The sequence below is a fragment of the Spirosoma foliorum genome, from assembly GCF_014117325.1.
Classification (GTDB): domain Bacteria; phylum Bacteroidota; class Bacteroidia; order Cytophagales; family Spirosomataceae; genus Spirosoma; species Spirosoma foliorum.
This window is the reverse complement of the sequence record NZ_CP059732.1, coordinates 4,138,645-4,155,203: the sequence shown is the minus strand read 5'-3', so window position 1 is coordinate 4,155,203 and position 16,559 is coordinate 4,138,645. Positions and strand designations below refer to the sequence as shown.

At 46.9% G+C, this 16,559-nt stretch carries 15 protein-coding genes; 7 read left to right on the top strand and 8 right to left on the bottom strand.

What is annotated here, in order from left to right; all coding sequences use genetic code 11:
* Nucleotides 1-6: 6 nt before the first annotated feature.
* The 3 genes from H3H32_RS17755 (at nucleotide 7) to folE (ending at nucleotide 2,014) form a co-directional block, all read left to right on the top strand.
* Nucleotides 7-654 (top strand): zinc ribbon domain-containing protein, encoded by a 648-nt coding sequence (locus tag H3H32_RS17755; RefSeq protein WP_182464002.1) that lies wholly within the window; start codon nucleotides 7-9, stop codon nucleotides 652-654.
* Nucleotides 655-846: 192 nt separating this feature from the next.
* Nucleotides 847-1,308 carry a 6-pyruvoyl trahydropterin synthase family protein gene (locus tag H3H32_RS17750; RefSeq protein ID WP_182464001.1) on the top strand — a complete coding sequence of 154 codons (462 nt, stop codon included), beginning with the start codon at nucleotides 847-849 and terminating at the stop codon, nucleotides 1,306-1,308.
* Nucleotides 1,271-2,014, top strand: coding sequence for a GTP cyclohydrolase I FolE (folE, locus tag H3H32_RS17745; RefSeq protein WP_182464000.1), 744 nt, complete (start codon nucleotides 1,271-1,273; stop codon nucleotides 2,012-2,014). The genes H3H32_RS17750 and folE overlap by 38 nt, the downstream gene beginning before the upstream one ends.
* Nucleotides 2,015-2,111: 97 nt before the next feature.
* On the opposite strand, the gene H3H32_RS17740 is transcribed toward folE, so the two are convergent.
* On the bottom strand, nucleotides 2,112-3,038 hold the full coding sequence (locus tag H3H32_RS17740; RefSeq protein WP_182463999.1) for a sugar phosphate isomerase/epimerase family protein: 927 nt from the start codon (nucleotides 3,036-3,038) through the stop codon (nucleotides 2,112-2,114).
* A 120-nt stretch (nucleotides 3,039-3,158) separates the two neighbouring features.
* Here H3H32_RS17740 and H3H32_RS17735 point away from each other — a divergent pair, with 120 nt between their 5' ends.
* A complete protein-coding gene (locus tag H3H32_RS17735; protein ID WP_182463998.1) occupies nucleotides 3,159-4,106 on the top strand; it encodes a threonine ammonia-lyase in 948 nt (315 codons plus the stop codon).
* Between the two features lie 59 nt (nucleotides 4,107-4,165).
* On the opposite strand, the gene H3H32_RS17730 is transcribed toward H3H32_RS17735, so the two are convergent.
* The gene (locus H3H32_RS17730) at nucleotides 4,166-4,417 is read right to left on the bottom strand and encodes a hypothetical protein (RefSeq protein ID WP_182463997.1); all 252 of its coding nucleotides are present in this window, start codon (nucleotides 4,415-4,417) and stop codon (nucleotides 4,166-4,168) included.
* A gap of 41 nt (nucleotides 4,418-4,458) precedes the next feature.
* On the opposite strand from H3H32_RS17730, the gene H3H32_RS17725 reads away from it, so the two are divergent.
* Both H3H32_RS17725 and H3H32_RS17720 read left to right on the top strand, forming a co-directional pair.
* Nucleotides 4,459-4,881 (top strand): GNAT family N-acetyltransferase, encoded by a 423-nt coding sequence (locus tag H3H32_RS17725; protein WP_182463996.1) that lies wholly within the window; start codon nucleotides 4,459-4,461, stop codon nucleotides 4,879-4,881.
* Nucleotides 4,882-5,045: 164 nt separating this feature from the next.
* Nucleotides 5,046-6,362: a PQQ-dependent sugar dehydrogenase gene (locus H3H32_RS17720; RefSeq protein WP_182463995.1), complete on the top strand. Its 1,317-nt coding sequence runs from the start codon at nucleotides 5,046-5,048 to the stop codon at nucleotides 6,360-6,362.
* Nucleotides 6,363-6,432: 70 nt separating this feature from the next.
* Here the strand turns inward: H3H32_RS17720 and H3H32_RS17715 are convergent, their stop codons facing one another.
* Entirely contained in the window at nucleotides 6,433-8,172 is a 1,740-nt protein-coding gene (locus H3H32_RS17715) for a hypothetical protein (RefSeq protein ID WP_182463994.1), read from the bottom strand.
* On the bottom strand, nucleotides 8,162-8,770 hold the full coding sequence (locus H3H32_RS17710) for an RNA polymerase sigma factor (RefSeq protein WP_182463993.1): 609 nt from the start codon (nucleotides 8,768-8,770) through the stop codon (nucleotides 8,162-8,164). Before H3H32_RS17710 ends, H3H32_RS17715 begins: the two co-directional genes overlap by 11 nt.
* A 176-nt stretch (nucleotides 8,771-8,946) precedes the next feature.
* On the opposite strand from H3H32_RS17710, the gene H3H32_RS17705 reads away from it, so the two are divergent.
* Nucleotides 8,947-9,651, top strand: a complete 705-nt coding sequence (locus H3H32_RS17705) for an SGNH/GDSL hydrolase family protein (protein ID WP_182463992.1) — start codon at nucleotides 8,947-8,949, stop codon at nucleotides 9,649-9,651.
* A 100-nt stretch (nucleotides 9,652-9,751) separates the two neighbouring features.
* Here H3H32_RS17705 and H3H32_RS17700 read toward each other — a convergent pair whose 3' ends face one another.
* The 4 genes from H3H32_RS17700 to H3H32_RS17685 all read right to left on the bottom strand — a co-directional run bounded on the left by H3H32_RS17700 (nucleotide 9,752) and on the right by H3H32_RS17685 (nucleotide 16,552).
* Nucleotides 9,752-10,933: a glycoside hydrolase family 88 protein gene (locus H3H32_RS17700; protein ID WP_182463991.1), complete on the bottom strand. Its 1,182-nt coding sequence runs from the start codon at nucleotides 10,931-10,933 to the stop codon at nucleotides 9,752-9,754.
* 185 nt (nucleotides 10,934-11,118) lie between these two features.
* Entirely contained in the window at nucleotides 11,119-14,229 is a 3,111-nt protein-coding gene (locus H3H32_RS17695; RefSeq protein ID WP_182463990.1) for an efflux RND transporter permease subunit, read from the bottom strand.
* 33 nt (nucleotides 14,230-14,262) lie between these two features.
* Nucleotides 14,263-15,408: an efflux RND transporter periplasmic adaptor subunit gene (locus tag H3H32_RS17690; RefSeq protein ID WP_182463989.1), complete on the bottom strand. Its 1,146-nt coding sequence runs from the start codon at nucleotides 15,406-15,408 to the stop codon at nucleotides 14,263-14,265.
* A gap of 514 nt (nucleotides 15,409-15,922) precedes the next feature.
* Entirely contained in the window at nucleotides 15,923-16,552 is a 630-nt protein-coding gene (locus H3H32_RS17685) for an NUDIX hydrolase (protein ID WP_182463988.1), read from the bottom strand.
* Nucleotides 16,553-16,559: the final 7 nt, after the last annotated feature.

Below are 16,559 nucleotides of genomic sequence, written 5' to 3'. Positions count from 1 at the left end.
TGTGCTATGATTCAGTTCGTTCGTAACTACGATGATCTTTCCACCGATAAAGGATTTCAGTTTTCGTTCCGATGTGATAAATGCGGGAATGGGCATATGTCTCATTTTCAAACAAATAATCTGGGAGTAGCTGGCGAACTACTCAATATGGCAGGCAGTGTTTTCGGCAGTTTTTTTTATGAAGCTGGTAACGCCACGCGTAACATGCAGCGGGCTATTGGCGGAAAAGCGCATGATGATGCGTTGACTAAAGCTGTTCAGGAAGGGAAAACGCACTTCCACCAGTGTACGCGTTGTGGGCAATGGGTGTGTCCAGATGTTTGCTGGAATGCCAGTGCAGGGCTTTGCGAAAGCTGCGCCCCCGATGAACGGGAAGAACTGGCTGCCCAGCAAGCCATAGCTACTTCGGAGCAAATCCGCGACAAAACTCGGCAGGTAGATTATACACAACACCTTGATTTTAATCAGCGGGCCGCTGTTGTTGCCTGTACGAACTGTAGTGGTAAATTAGCACCAACCGACAAGTTTTGCCCCTCTTGTGGCACGCCTAATGGGCAGATTCAAAAAGCGGAACGGTTCTGTACCAACTGCGGAGCGAAAGCCAAAGCGGATCAGAAATTCTGTTCTGACTGTGGAACGGGTATCCCCACTTAACTCGCCCTGTACCCCTAAAAAACACCTTATTGAACAACGCCCATCTTCCCATTTTTGAACGAAACTAGGGTAAGATGGGTTACTGATATGACTGCACACTAAGGAGCGTTCTGGCTACACGCTCTGCTGTCTGCCTGTGTTGTACACAAACTTTGTAACGACAGGTTGATTGACCTTTTTTAGATTCAGTTTATGAATACTTCTGGAACGGATGTTCCCCAAACAAGTGTCCCCCGGACAAATAGTCCACGGGTGGCTGTGTTTCGGAAAGAACATTTCAATGCGGCACATCGTCTGAACAATCCTAATTGGTCCGATGAAAAAAATGCACGTGTTTATGGCAAGTGCAATAACCCCAATTTTCATGGGCATAACTACGAGTTAGTTGTGCAGGTTATTGGTCCCATTGATCCCGAAACGGGCTATGTCATTGATATGAAATATCTTGGCGAGCTGATGCAGAAACATGTCATTGATCGCTTCGATCACAAAAATCTGAATCTGGATACCGAGGAATTCGCTGACCTGAACCCATCGGCAGAGAATATCGCCATCGTGATCTATACTCTTTTACGAAATCAGCTAAGCGAGGGCTTAGAGCTTAAAATCAGACTGTATGAAACAGAACGGAACTTCGTCGAATATCCCGTCTAATGGCCGAACGTTTACGGATATCCATAAAAATGGGCATTACAACGACGAATTAGTGGACGAGTTGGGTGATGATCATGGAACAAGCTCCATCGATACACCCATGCGTGATGATGCCTTTGCCCTCGATGATGACCTCAAAATTGACCTTATTGAAGAACATTTCCGTGAAATCATGAACATCCTGGGCCTCGACCTGACCGACGACAGTCTGAAAGGATCGCCCCGGCGTGTCGCCAAGATGTACGTGAAGGAAATCTTCAGTGGTCTGAACCCAGCCAATAAGCCAGCATCAACGCTGTTCGACAATAAGTTTCAGTACAATGAAATGCTGCTCGAAAAAGATATTACGGTTCAGACGTACTGCGAGCACCATTTTGTACCGATCATCGGTAGAGCGCACGTTGCTTATATATCGAGCGGAAAGGTTATTGGCTTGTCGAAACTGAATCGAATTGTGGAGTATTTCTGCAAACGCCCCCAGGTACAGGAACGCCTGACGGTGCAGATTGCGAACGAACTGAAGCGTGTTCTGGAAACGGAAGATGTTGCTGTAATCATCGATGCCAAACATCTATGTGTATCAACACGCGGTATTCGCGATCTGAACAGCACCACGATCACCTCGTCCTATAGTGGAAAGTTTGAGCAGGAAGCTACCCGCCAGGAGTTGCTTCGCTATGTAGCCCAGCCAAGTGTGGGACTTTAAGATAGTTATAAGGTTGAAGGGTTGAATAGTTGTAGAGTTACTGAACAGATCAGTTAACTCTACAACTATTCAACCCTTCAACCTTATAACTCAAATTCTATACAATCGGCCCTACGCGCTCCAAAATGGCCTTTGATTTCCGAATACCTTCATATTCTTCTAAACCATCTCCTTCATATTCGATACCGATGGTTCCTTTGAAACCGCTGTCTTTTACAATCTTCAGAATACGATTATAGTCGGTTTCGACGCAATTGCCATTGGCATCGAAATTATAGAATTTAGCCGATGCACCTTTGGCAAACGGCATTAGCTCGCTTGTGCCTTTGTATCGATCGTACTCTTCCTCACACGTATGACCCTGACCGTGCTTGATGCAGAAATTGCCAAAGTCGGGTAAGGTACCTACGTTTTTCATACCTACCTGTTTCATCACCCCCGACAACCACTGACCGTTTGAGGAATATCCACCGTGATTTTCTACGATGACGTTGATATTCATGGTTTTGGCAAATTCCCCCAACTTGCCTAATCCGTCAACGGCAGCTTTAGAAACCTCTTCGGCAGTGCCTTGTCCGGCAGCATTAACCCGGATCGTTTTGCAACCCAGGTACTTCGCACATTCTACCCACTTATGGTGATTCTCCACCGCTTTCGACCGCTCGGCAGCGTCTGGAGCCCCCAGATTGCCTTCGCCATCGATCATGATTAGGTGATTCGTAATGCCGTTGTCTTTACAGCGGGTTAACAAATCATTCAGATAGGTCTTATCCTGTGCTTTATCTTTAAAGAACTGGTTAACATACTCAACAATGCTGATATCGAACTCTTTGCGGGCAATGCCAGGAAAATCCAGATTCGTGATTTTCTTGGCGAATAAGGCTTTGTGTAATGACCACTCGGCTAAAGAGATATCGAAGAACATCTTTTTCGCTGATGTTTCGGCAAAAGCAGTTGGCATAACAGCCATGGCAGCCAGCGAGCCAGCAGCTTGTTTTAAAAACGAACGACGGTTGGAGGTCATAACTCGTAACGTTTGTAGTTTAGCGTTTGAAGTTGGTAGTTTGATGTCTGAAGTCCAATTCTTGGAATCAGTGCGTTACTCTATAAACGATAAAGCGCGAACAATATACCCTACTCATTCATGATTTCATTTGATACCATACAAGAGGCTCACGACCGTGTTCGGCCTTATATTCATCGCACGGCTGTTCTGACCAATCAAACGATCAATGATCGCGCTGGGGCGGAGCTATTTTTTAAGTGTGAGAATTTCCAGAAAATAGGCGCTTTCAAAGCGCGGGGAGGTCTGAATGCCATTTTACAAGTTGTTCAGAATGAGGAAGGTAACGCGATCACAACGCACTCGTCAGGCAACCATGCGCAGGCTGTTGCCTTTGCAGCTCGTCAGGTTGGCTTACCTGCATATATCGTGATGCCGCGTACGGCTCCAAAAGTCAAGAAAGATGCTGTTCGAGGGTATGGGGCAGAAATCATCGAATGCGAGCCCACGCTTGAAGCCCGCGAAAACGGCGTTCGGGAAGTGATCGAACGGACAGGAGCCGTATTGGTTCACCCCTTTGATGATGATCGTGTTATTGCAGGGCAGGCTACGGCGGCTAAAGAATTGATTGAAGATGCTGGAACAGATGTGCCATTCGATATAATTATGGCTCCGGTTGGGGGAGGAGGGTTGCTGAGTGGAACGGCTCTGACAACGCATTATCTATCGCCCAAAACGCGCGTGATCGCTGGAGAACCTGAAGGGGCGGCCGATGCTGTTTTATCGTTTCAAAGTGGCCGTGTAGAAAAAGCGCCCTTTATTAAAACGATTGCGGATGGATTAATGACCACACTCAGTGAGCGGACTCTGGCCATTATTCAGGCCCACGTTTCGGATATCATGACCGTTTCAGATGACGAGATTGCTGCAGCTATGCGGCTGGTTTGGGAGCGTATGAAGATCATTATTGAGCCATCGAGTGCGGTGCCATTAGCAGCTGTGTTGAAACACAAAGAGCAGTTTTCAGGGCAAAAAATTGGCATTATCATAACCGGCGGCAATGTCGATTTAGGAAAACTGCCGTTTTAATTCCTGTATTTAACAGTGCCTAATTCTAACTTTTCTAGTGTTGAAAATGGCTCCATTGCTTACATAGTTAGAACTACCAATTGACCTATTTGCAATTTATCGGCTTCAGCATTTTTACTAGGTGTAAAAGCCAGTAGATCAAATCTTGGTGGCTCAGTTCGTGGTGGTAATATCCTTTGTACTTCTATATCACTCAACTTTAAATTTTCGCCAGGTTTATAAGCAGGATCCCCTTCAACAAGAGTAGCTATAATCATAGGTTTCATTTTTGCCGCTTTCAAAATATGCTCAATTTGTAATATGGCAACCATTGTAATAACGATAAGAGTAATAAATGCTTGATTTTAAAGGAATGTCAGATAAAATCTTACTTCAACCCATAACCCCCGAACAGACTTATCCGCTCCGCCATTCGGTGCTTTGGCCTGACAAACCGCTTGATTATGTAAAAGTTGAAAATGATGATGAAGGCCATCATTTTGGGGCGTTTCTGAATGACGAGTTAGTGGCCGTGATATCACTATTTGTCAATGGGAAAGATAGTCGTTTTCGCAAGTTTGCCGCCCGGCCCGACTGCCAGCGACGAGGTATTGGCACATTGCTTTTGAACCACGCCATTGCTGAGGCAACGCGTCTTGGGGCAACCACTCTCTGGTGTGATGCCCGGCTTGATGCGGCTGACTTCTACAGTCGTTTCAGCATGGAAGCAGTGAGCGATGTGTTCTATAAAGGCCCAATCGCTTATGCTAAATTCTCGCGATCACTAGTCCACTAATAAAAGCTATTATATCCACAGAGGCACGGAGCACAAAAAGGAAGATATAATATGTCTCTGTGTTCTCCATACCTCTGTGGACATAAGGTTGTTAACGCAAGAGTGTCTACCTCGTAACCAAATGATTGTTCGGGGAGTTGAGTAAACGTAAAATTTACTCAACGATGAAAAAGACAACAGTTATTCTGGCAGGTATGGCCCTGTCTGCCTCCCTGGTGGGGTGTAACACAAAAAAAGAGACCAATCAGACCGGAGAAACGGTTACAACAGTCGATACGACGATTAATTTACCAGCTCCGTTCGCAACAAAATCGGCGAAAAACTTCAGTAATGTGGTTGGCTGGCCAGAAGGCAAAACACCCCAGGCCCCTGCCGGTTTTACGGTTACCGAGTTTGCCCGCGATCTGGCAAGCCCCCGCTGGATATACGTGGCGCCTAACGGCGACATCTTCGTGGCCGAAGCCAATACGGAGCGGACTGGTGCTAAAGCCAAAGTTATCAATGCCGTAACGGGGCGTAATAAGTCGGAGCGCGAAGGAACCAGTGCGAATCGAATTACCCTCTTTCGGGATACCAACAACGATGGTAAGCCCGACTTAAAAGAAACATTCCTGACAGGGCTTGATCGCCCATTTGGCATGCTGGTTTTGGGTAACAGCTTCTATGCGGCTGGCACGGGCGCGTTAATGCGCTATGATTACAAGCCTGGTCAAACGAAAATAACGGCACCCGGCAAGAAAATCCTGGACTTACCAGTGGGCGGCTACAACAATCACTGGACCCGAAACTTGCTAGCCAGTCCCGACGGAAAGAAGATTTTCGTTACCGTTGGTTCTGGCAGTAATGTGGGCGAACACGGCCCCGAAAACGAACTCCGACGGGCGAATATTCTGGAAATTAATCCTGATGGATCTGGCGAGCGTATTTATGCCAGTGGGTTACGAAACCCAGTTGGAATGGGCTGGCAGCCTACAACTAAAGTTTTGTATACGGCTGTTAATGAACGGGATGAATTAGGCGATGACCTGGTGCCTGATTACCTGACCAGTGTGAAAGAAGGCGCATTTTATGGCTGGCCTTATTCGTATTACGGCCAAAATGAAGATCCGCGCCGGAAAGGGGAGCGCCCCGATTTGGTTAAAAAAGCCATTATTCCCGATGTGCCATTAGGATCACATACGGCTTCCTTGGGCTTGGCCTTTTATGATAAAACACAGTTTCCTGAAAAATACCGAAACGGTGCCTTTATCGGTCAACATGGCTCATGGAATCGGTCGCAACTGGTGGGTTATAAAGTTGTATTTGTGCCATTTCAGGATGGTAAGCCCGGAAAACCAGAAGATTTCTTAACCGGTTTTCTGGGAGACAATAATAAAAATGTATATGGCCGGCCCGTTGGCGTAACTGTATTGCCTGGCGGAACTATGCTTGTGGCCGATGACGCTTCTGGTCGTATCTGGCGGGTGTCTGCCAATAAATAAGTGTGTAATTTAAAAAGGAACTGCCCGCGAAAATTCTTTCACGGGCAGTTCCTTTTTTGATAAGCTACGACTAAAAGTTGTACAAAAGCCTTGCCCGTAAACTAACCGTTGCCTTTTGCTGCCAGTTCTGATCAGGCTGCATCATAGTTGTAGCAGACTGTATAGGCATATTAAGTACTGGAGTACCTTGTAGGGCCCAATGTCGACTATGCCATTCGAGACCAGCTCCCAATGCCAGACTATTGATTAAGTCAATTGGTTGCTTTTTAATAAGATCGACCTGACCAGTGGCATACTTGTTTGGGTTCGGCTGAAATGGAAGAAGAGGCAAACGACAGTAAAACGAGACGTTCTCCAAGTTATTCAGATTCAAATACGTACCAACACTTGACAACAGCGTTAGCGATGCATTAAGCGGTATGCGGTAGCCGAGACTAATGGGTATTTGATAACGAGTTTGACGTGTATCAATGCCTACAATTTCACGGAACTGATCTATACCCGGACCAAATGCATTTTTGAAATCGCGGTGGGTACGTTTCTCAAAATCCTGGTCATCAGTAAACTTATTGGTATAGTTTGCTTTGACAAAGCCTATACCTAACGACCAATGTTTGCCTAGCAACACTTCAGAAAATACACCAAAATTCTGAGAGCCACTGGCCAGTTCGCCCCCTACACCCAAGCGGAATTGAGTGCCCACACGTGGAGTCGGTTGACTTTCGGGAGCCGTCGATTTCTGTTCAACAACGTCTGTAACCGCCGGTGTCCACGCCTGGCGTATACGTTTTGAGCGCTGTGCCATTAGAGCGCTCCAATTAACCGTTTTGGTCGACAAGGAACGACTGTTAGCCAGTTCATAACTTGCTGATGCCACCGATTGCTCCGCTGATGCAGAAGTCCTGTTCGTAGAAGCAGTCGGGTCGTTGGGCGGTAAATTGGTGTTTCTGGTCTGGTTAATAGCCGATTGTCCCGCATACGATTCAGATTCGTATAAGTTGTTTCGGTTGGTGTCGCGACCTTTTTGTCTACGTCCTGCACGTCTATTACCTGCCAGTCGATTCGATTCGTTGCCGCTCATTTCTGAAGAGTAGGTCGAATTCTTCTCACTGGCTGACGGCGCATTGGTCGTGCCTGTCAGGGTTGGAGAGGCAAGATCTGAAGTATTCCTGTCACTGGTTAAAGGAGTAGAAGAAACGCCATATGAATCAGTTTTCTGGTTGGAGTTTAGGTCATTTTGTTGGCGTGATAAACCGGAGTTGACAGGAGCACGGCCCGTCTCAGCATATCGTTGATCAGGTGGCGTTTCTGTCCTAACATCATGACGCTCTTCTGAGTGATCGAATTGCGAGCGAGAAGGTACCTGCACATAGCGGGTTATATAAACCGTGTCGCGTTGGCCGGAAATATTTTGAGCCGCTGCTGATTCCTGATTTTGTGAAGGCTGAACAGCGTTATCTGCTTTGGCCAATGTTGGCTGTTCCTGCGCTGGCGACATTGGAGCCACCTGTGTTGAATCAGACTTCTGTTTTAGTTGGCCAACGGTTTTCTGTAGATCGCTGATCTGGCTCCGTTGCCAGACGCTGAATGAGATCAATGCAGCTGTACCAACAGAAGCAGCAGCCATGAACCAGGGGTGAGTCGACCAGACACTGCCACTGAACGGCTGACCCGCTCCAGCCGAACCAGGCAGGGGAGGGCTAGCCTGCTGAAGCGTGGCTTGCATTCGCGTCCAGTCTTTTTCAGTAAACTCCGGCCGAATACTTTCCAGTTTTCGCCGGATAATATCGGAAAATCGGTCAGTTTTCATGATATGGTATAGTAGCCCCAGGGCTAGAATTTTCGTAAAAAGGATAGGCTTGTTTAATGAGTACCTGTAATTTCTGCCGGGCACGAGCATAATTCGAGCGCACCGTTGCCTCGTTATGACTCAAGATCCCGGCAATTTCGTGGAGCGTATAACCATCCACCACGTGCATCATAAATACAGTTCGGTAGGTTGGGGTAAGTTGCTGCACAAGGGCCAGAATCTCCTCCGCTGCAATCTGATCGACAATGTTTTCGTCGAAAGTGACCTGCTCACCCGCTTCGAGCGATGTATGTTGTTCGAACCGATGATTCTTACGATAATGGCTTATGGCTGTATTGACCAGGATAGTCCGTAGCCAGGCCTTGAACGGTAATGTTTCGTCATAGCTGTCTAAATGTTGAAATGCTTTAAGAAATCCTTCGTTCAGAACATCTTCGGCTTCTTCGGAACTTGACGTATAGCGCAGACAAATACTTTTGGCATAGCCAAAAAACTGCTTAAACAGCGTTCGTTGGGCTCGTGGGTCATTGACACGACAAGCCCGAATGACGCTTAGCAGATCATTATCAGCAAACGGAGACGATTTTCGGAAAAACAAAGTTCGATCGGATTTACGTTAACAACCTGACTCTATCCTACTCTACGCGTTTCAAACGTAGAACGTTGCAATTATTGTTTTGGTTGATAATTATTTTTCTGAGTTGGTTGCCACAGTTGGCCTACTACCTACGTAAAGGGATAAAACGGGTTTATTCGCCCCGTTTTTGTTGACTGATGAACGTGTTAGTAATTGGCGATGAACATACCTACGGCTTTGGTCTGGAGGGAGGAAACTTAAGTTATATCGGGCATTTTATTCGTCAGGTCAGCCTTGCCGGGCAGGCGGTGTCGGTAGAAGCCTATGCGCATCTGACAATGGCACAAATGTCGTCAACACTCGCGCAGTTACCGCTTAATCGTTATGACTTAATCGTACTGCAATTGGATCACCGGATTCTGCAACCGTCAGCATTTAATTCGATTGACGTGCCTTGTTTGGCTGCGCCAGTTTTGCTACAACCCTTTGATTTGAAGTTAGATAGCACCGGGACTCAGGTGTTGAGTCCGCTTAAGGCTGCGAAGACGTTACTAGCCTCGCTACTCCGTTCTCGTCGTGCTATGGCCTTGTCTATGTTATTGAAACAATTACGGCCTTATCGACATAATGTGCTGATTATAACACCATTTCCTCATCTGAATCGGGCTAATCAGTGGGTTCGGCAGCGGAGCCGGAATGTGCTATTGGATGAAGCGGATAAGCAGTTATTTAGTGTGTTCGACTCCGATTCGATTATTCGTCCGCAAGAGGAATATTTTTTAGTAAATGACCCCCAACACCTGAATGCGATCAGTCATGAGTTATTGGGCCGTTCTTTATTCGATTTTTATCTATCTGCTCCAACCATTGTTACCATTCAGGCGATTAGGCGCTATTATTAAATAGTTTTTGACAGGATTTACAGGATGAACAGGATTTGTTTGTCGAAATAAATCCTGTTCATCCTGTAAATCCTGTCAAAAACTATTAGTTCTATATCGATTACGAACGGAAAGCTGACTTTTTCCGGAGCGCATCGTAACGCAGTAACGCTTCCAGATAGTAGTAATCCGCGTAGATGATTGGTGTGTCGACTTCGCTTTTTTGAGGTTTATGACCTACGCTATGCTTCAGAATAAAATTGTTGTTTTCCCCCAGATTAGCCTTGTAAGCCGGGCTAGACAGGCTCTGCAGCATTTTCACGGCCGACTGATAGTACGTTTTTGCCGACGGGCCGCCGTAGGTGCATAGTTCGAGTAAAGCCGACGCTGTAATGGCACCTGCCGAAGCATCCCGCTCTTCGTTTGGAATATTGGGCGCATTGAAATCCCAGTATGGAATTTTATCGGCTGGCAGGTTTGGGTGATTCAAATAGAAATCAGCAATGTGACGGGCGAAATCCAGGTATTTCTTGTCTTTCGTTTCGCGATACATAACCGTGAATCCGTACAGACCCCACGCTTGTCCCCGTGCCCAGGCGGAATTATCGGCATAGCCCTGCGCCGTTTTCTTGGCAGCCACCGTACCATCTGGATTATAGCAAACCACATGGTAGCTGCTGTAATCAGGCCGATAGTGGTTTTTCATGGTGTTGTCGGCGTGCGTAACGGATAGGTTATAGAACTCCTTATTCCCCGATGTTTTTGCCGCCCAGAACAGGAACTCCAGATTCATCATGTTATCGATGATAACCGGGTACGTATAGTTCTGGAATTTATTCCACGATTTAATAACCCCAACCTTAGGATCGAAACGGGTAGACAGTGATTTTGCGCCAGTGAGTAAAATAGGCGGATACGCTGGATTTTTGGTGAGTCGGTAACCATTGCCGAAGGGGCAGTAGAGCATGAATCCCAGATCGTGCGTGCCGGTATTGTACTGCTCTTTGGCTACGGCCATCGTCCATTTGTTGGCAGCCTCTTTCCAGACGGGAGCTTTGGTGCGCTCATAGATGTGCCAAAGCGACCCACCAAAGAAACCACTACACCACCAGTCTGATTTTCGGTCGTCAGGCGTACCGTCGGGTTTTGTCGACTGAGGGAATTTAGTTGTGTCGGGGTGGCTTTTCAGCATTAATTCGTATTGCTTGGCGGCAAACGCAAATTCGTTATCGACTTTTAAGGGCGTTTGGGCAAAAGCAATTGGCCCAAGTAATAGTAGAAAAAGATAAATGTGTCGTTTCATCCGGATTTAGTGAGGAGCCAATTGTTAGTGAAAGAGCCCCCAAAATGAGATAAGAATAAAAAGGATTGTTTATAACCGATGCAGGGAATGTTTTTATTGAGAGGGAAGAACGCTACCTGACTTCTAAACGAATCAGGGGTGAACCTGATTTACAGATCCACCCCTGATTCATATGACAACAATGGCTAAATATGTACGACTGCGGGTTTCGGTTTTGGCGTATTGTCCTGTTGAGGTTCTTCAGGCTTTACATCCTTCCGACGACTCATATAGGTGTAAATAACCGGCACGACATAAAGCGTCAAAACGAGCGAGAAGATAAGCCCACCCACGATAACAATACCAAGTGGCACTCGGCTTTTTGAGGCCGACCCCAACGCCATAGCCAATGGTAATGCACCAAAAGCTGCTACAAGAGTTGTCATCAAAATAGGACGCAAGCGCATCGCTGCCGATTCGGCGGCTGCCTCAAATTTATTCTTACCCGTCAGGCGTTGTTCGTTCGCAAACTCCACAATCAGAATCCCGTTTTTAGTAACCAGCCCTACCAGCATGATGATACCAATCTGACTGAAAATATTCAGTGTCTGATTAAACATCCAAAGCGAGAAAACTGCTCCGGCCAGCGCCAACGGTACCGTAATCATGATAATGAGCGGATCGACAAACGAATCGAACTGGGCGGCCAGGACTAAGTAAACCAGAATCAGCGCCAGACCGAAGGCAAACAGCGTGTTTGACGAACTTTCAGCATAGTCACGCGAAGGACCGGAAAGGGCCGTCTGGAACGTTTGATCAAGTGTTCGGGCGGCAATCGCGCGCATGGCATCTACACCGTCGCCAATCGTTTTACCAGGAGCCAGACTAGCCGATACAGTCGCTGATTTAAACCGATTGAAGTGATACACTTGCGGGGGGCTACTGACCTCCTGGAATTTAACCAGGTTATCTAACTGAATTAGTTGACCATTATTGGAGCGCACGTAAAACGAGGCTAAATCAACAGGAGCGTCGCGGTCTGCCCGGTCTACCTGACCAATAACCTGATACTGCTTGCCGTTCATCAGGAAGTAAGCCAGACGACGGTTACTAAGCGCTAGTTGCAGTGTTTGAGCAACATCCTGCACTGAAACCCCCAGGTTGGTCGCTTTCTCCCGCTCGATGGTGATGTTCAGCTCCGGTTTATTAAACTTTAGATCGACATCAGAAGTCTGGAAGGTAGGATCTTTCTGCACTTCATCCAGGAAGGTCGGTAACTTCTCCCGGAGCTTCTCAAAATTCAGGTTTTGAATAACGAACTGCACCGGCAAGCCACCTCCGCGTCCAACCTGAATGGTCTGATCCTGCGTCGCAAACATGCGGGCCTCGCTGAACTTTTTAAGATTCTTCGTTAGGTAATCCACAATGTCCTGCTGTGATCGCTTCCGATCAGCAGCATCGACCATGTTCAACATCACAAAGGATGAGTTAACCGCTCCTGCTCCTGAAAAACCAGGTGCTACAACGCTAAAAGCCAGTTTGTTTTCTGGGATGGAGTCAAGTACAAACTGTAGGACACGGTCGGTTAGCGCAGATTGGGCTTCAAAGCTGGTACCTTCTGGCGATGTAATCGAGATCCGGGTTCGGCCTCGGTCTTCGAGTGGGGCTAACTCCGATTTAAGCATCGAGCCCAGACCGAAAATCAGTGCTAAACAGGCAACAATCATGGCAAAAGCCCAACCTCGCTTGCGCATGAAGCCCATGAGCGACTCGCGATAGGAGTCGTCCAGCCATTTGAAAAATGGTTCTGTTTTTCGATAAAACCAGGACTGTCCGTGATCCTTACTGGTTAGTTTGACACTTAATACCGGGGTCAGCGTAAGCGATACAAAAGCCGAAATTAATACGGCTCCAGCCACCACAATCCCAAACTCACGGAACAGCCGCCCAACGAAACCTTGCAGGAAGATAATCGGCAGGAATACAATGGCCAGCGTGATCGACGTCGAGATAACCGCAAAGAAGATTTCATTCGAGCCTTCTTTAGCCGCTTCTTCGGTATCCATGCCCTCTTCAATCTTCTTGAAGATATTTTCCGTGACTACGATACCATCATCCACCACAAGCCCAGTTGCCAGTACGATTCCCAACAGCGTTAGGACGTTAATACTGAAATCGGCCAGGTACATGATAAAGAAGGCACCGATCAGCGATACGGGAATATCGATCAGTGGGCGGAACGCAATCAGCCAGTCGCGGAAGAAGAAATAAATAACCAGTACAACCAGTACGAATGAAATAAGCAGCGTTTCACCTACTTCTTCAATGGCTCGTCGAATGAAGATACTTCGATCAGTACCAACAAAGACAATGATATCCGGTGGAAGATCTTTCTTCAGCTGATCAAACCGATTATAAAACTCATCAGCGATACTTACGTAGTTGGCACCTGGCTGAGGAATCAGCGCCAGAATAACCCCTACGGCTCCGTTCTGCTTGGAGTTTGTTTCTTCATTTTCAGCGCCTAATACCGCATATCCAACATCTTTGAAACGGATGATCTGGTTGCTCGTTTGCCGAAGAATCAGGTTGTTAAAATCATCTTCAGTTGTTAACCGGCCAACCGCTTTTACTGTTAACTCAGTTGCATTGCCATACACTTTACCACCAGGTAATTCGACGTTTTGCGAGGTCAGCGCATTCTGGATGTCCTGCGAGGTTAGTCGGTAAGCCGATAGTTTGATTGGATCAATCCATAAACGCATCGCCTGGCGCTTGAGCCCGTAGATATTGGCCTGGCTAACGCCTGGAATGGTTTGCAAGCGCTCCTGAAGTACGTTTTCGGCATAGTCCGACAATTGCGTTGCGCTACGGGTTGTACTCTGAACGTTCATGAAAATGATCGGTTCCGAGTTAGCATCCGCTTTGGTAACAACCGGTGGCGCATCAATATCCTGAGGAAGCTGTCGCTGAGCCTGCGATACCTTGTCACGCACATCGTTGGCAGCTTGTTCCAGATTCGCGTCAAGGTTAAACTCAACGGTAATCGTGCTAGCTCCTAAAGCACTGATCGATGAAATCGTTCGAATCCCTTCGATACTGTTCAGCGACTTCTCAATAGGCTCCGTAATCTGCGACTCAATAATTTCGGGGTTTGCGCCTGTATAGTTCGTTCGGACCGAAATGACCGGAGGGTCAATAGCCGGATATTCACGTACACCTAGAAACGTGAATCCGATAACGCCGAACAGCACGATCACGATGGACATCACCATCGCGAAAACGGGCCTGTTTAAGCTTAATTCGGGTAGACTCATTTTCTTTGTTGAGCTTGAAACAGTGAACGTAATTTATTTGATAGCCACTTTAGGTGTCCCGGATACGGTGATGACTTTGCCGATTTTAACTGGCGCATCGGGTTTTAAAAACAGCAAACCCGTTGTTGCTACCGTATCACCAACGCTCAGACCCGACAGGATTTGAATAACCCCTTCTGTACGAAGTCCTGTTTTCACATCTTTAAACTGCGCTTTGCCATTTTTTACGACAATCACCTGATTGGTACGTGTTTGTGGAATAACGGCCTGCGTTGGCACTACCAGGCTGTTGTTGTTCTGAACCGTTAACGTGACCCGAGCAAACGCGCCAGGCCGGAATTTGGCTGATGCATTATTAACTCGTGCCCGAATCTTCAGGTTACGGGTTTGCTCTTCTACACCTGGTTCAATTGCATATACCACACCCTGGCTTGGCTCCGAAACGCCATCTACATTAAACGAAATCTGACTGCCATTGTGTACAGCCTGCCCATATTTTTCTGGAATCGAAAAATCGAGTTTGAGCGACGAAATTTGCTGCAACCGGGCAATGAGTGTGTTAGGTGATACAACAGCACCATTACTTACATTTCGCAGGCCAATAACCCCTGAAAAGGGTGCATGGATTTCTGTTCGTTGCAGATTGGCTTTAACCAACTCAATGTCGGCCAGAGACGAACGAAGGTTGGTCGTTACAATATCATATTCCTGTTGGCTGATACCGCCACGTTCCAGCAATTGCTTGTTCCGTTCTTCGGTACGCTTGGCATTATCAGCCTGCGCCTGAAGCTTTAACAATTGTGCTCTCAGATCAGCATCGAAGAGCTTCACCAGCAAAGCACCTTTGGTTACTGCATGACCTTCCTGAATGTTAAGCTGAGTAATACGGGCTGATATTTCGGGGTAAATATCGACCTGCTCGGCGGCTAATAACGAGCCTCCAGATACGATATCTTCTCGAAGTTGTTGTGATACGACTACAAAACCATTAACGCTGGCAGGAGCGCCACCACCGGGTCCGCCTTTGCCTCCCGGTCCACCTTTTCCGTCACCTCCGCCTTTTCCGCCCCCACCAGGGCCACCGCCCGCAGCCCCAGGAGCCGGGTGTAATACTTTGTTGTAGTAAATAATCCCGCCGAGTACAGCAGCGACGAGAGCGAGAGCAATCCATCTTTTCACAGGGTAATAATTTGCAAGAGGAAACTTGATTTTTAACGATTAAAAGTCCGTGCGTGTTTTTAAACATGCAAAGCTATTAATGTTGACGACTTTATCAATCGTACCTACTTGAAAATGAGTGGTTTTTTGCGCTTCAGGCTGCTCAATAAGTTAGGGGGTTTTGTCCGTAAAAACCCTTACTCGAGGGTAGTTGATTGGCTGGTTTTTTCGGGAGAAAACAAATGGTATAGTTTTCATAATGAACTAGATAAATGGCAATGCCTATGCATAGTTGGCCTCGTTTTTTTATGTTACTGTTCAGGAAGTACTTAGTTTACTTATTTCGCGCCGATTTAAAAAAAAGTGTTTATGCACATACTCTTTTTTTTTTAGCCACACCAGTGATGAAATAAGCCGATCAAAAACGTAGACTGATTAGCTCGCCAGATAACTATCAATAAGCCCCTTCTTTACGCCTGCAGGCGCATTTCTGCTATGATCAATGAGGCCGTTTATGGTGGGATGTATTGTAAGGCTACGCATCAATAACCATCAGTAATTCGCTAATCATCATGGCTGTAGCCCCCCAAACCCGATAACCCTGAACTTGATAAAATGGTGCATCGATGAGTACTCCCCGGACTTCAATCTGACTATCGCCAACAATAGTCTCGTCCAAAAGTGTGTCTAAGTTGACCTCGACAACTGCTTCGACTTCGCGCGGGTCGGGGTAAAAGTCTGGTCGATAGGGGAGAACACCAACGACGGGTTGGACATAAAAATTACTCGGCGGAATAAACAACTCTGTTAGTAGTCCCAGCACTTTTACGTCTGATACGCGAATACCTACTTCTTCCTGGGCTTCGCGAAGAGCTGTACGCGTCAAATTTTCATCGATACGCTCCATACGACCACCCGGAAAAGCCATTTGGCCAGCATGAACGCCATCATATTGAGGCCGAAGAATAAGCGGCAGGTAAATAGAATGCTGATAAGGATAAAAGCAAATCAACACTGCCGACCGACGAGTACGCTCATTGGGTTTGAACCCCTGCCGATACCGATTTGCCGACGCCATTTTTTTGTGCGCTGTTTCGCCCGGAAGTGGCTTTTGAAGGCGTTTCCGCAGGTCTTCGGTAAAGTTCTGAAATGAGGTGTCGATCATTACTGGT

What these genes read in the sequence shown, in the direction of transcription:
- H3H32_RS17720 (WP_182463995.1), top strand. Translation starts at nt 5,046, where the DNA reads ATGAAAAAGACAACAGTTATTCTGGCAGGTATGGCCCTGTCTGCCTCC.
- folE (WP_182464000.1), top strand. Translation starts at nt 1,271, where the DNA reads ATGAAACAGAACGGAACTTCGTCGAATATCCCGTCTAATGGCCGAACG.
- H3H32_RS17725 (WP_182463996.1), top strand. Translation starts at nt 4,459, where the DNA reads ATGTCAGATAAAATCTTACTTCAACCCATAACCCCCGAACAGACTTAT.
- H3H32_RS17695 (WP_182463990.1), bottom strand. Translation starts at nt 14,229, where the DNA reads ATGAGTCTACCCGAATTAAGCTTAAACAGGCCCGTTTTCGCGATGGTG.
- H3H32_RS17715 (WP_182463994.1), bottom strand. Translation starts at nt 8,172, where the DNA reads ATGAAAACTGACCGATTTTCCGATATTATCCGGCGAAAACTGGAAAGT.
- H3H32_RS17700 (WP_182463991.1), bottom strand. Translation starts at nt 10,933, where the DNA reads ATGAAACGACACATTTATCTTTTTCTACTATTACTTGGGCCAATTGCT.
- H3H32_RS17750 (WP_182464001.1), top strand. Translation starts at nt 847, where the DNA reads ATGAATACTTCTGGAACGGATGTTCCCCAAACAAGTGTCCCCCGGACA.
- H3H32_RS17735 (WP_182463998.1), top strand. Translation starts at nt 3,159, where the DNA reads ATGATTTCATTTGATACCATACAAGAGGCTCACGACCGTGTTCGGCCT.
- H3H32_RS17705 (WP_182463992.1), top strand. Translation starts at nt 8,947, where the DNA reads ATGAACGTGTTAGTAATTGGCGATGAACATACCTACGGCTTTGGTCTG.
- H3H32_RS17755 (WP_182464002.1), top strand. Translation starts at nt 7, where the DNA reads ATGATTCAGTTCGTTCGTAACTACGATGATCTTTCCACCGATAAAGGA.
- H3H32_RS17740 (WP_182463999.1), bottom strand. Translation starts at nt 3,038, where the DNA reads ATGACCTCCAACCGTCGTTCGTTTTTAAAACAAGCTGCTGGCTCGCTG.
- H3H32_RS17685 (WP_182463988.1), bottom strand. Translation starts at nt 16,552, where the DNA reads ATGATCGACACCTCATTTCAGAACTTTACCGAAGACCTGCGGAAACGC.
- H3H32_RS17730 (WP_182463997.1), bottom strand. Translation starts at nt 4,417, where the DNA reads ATGGTTGCCATATTACAAATTGAGCATATTTTGAAAGCGGCAAAAATG.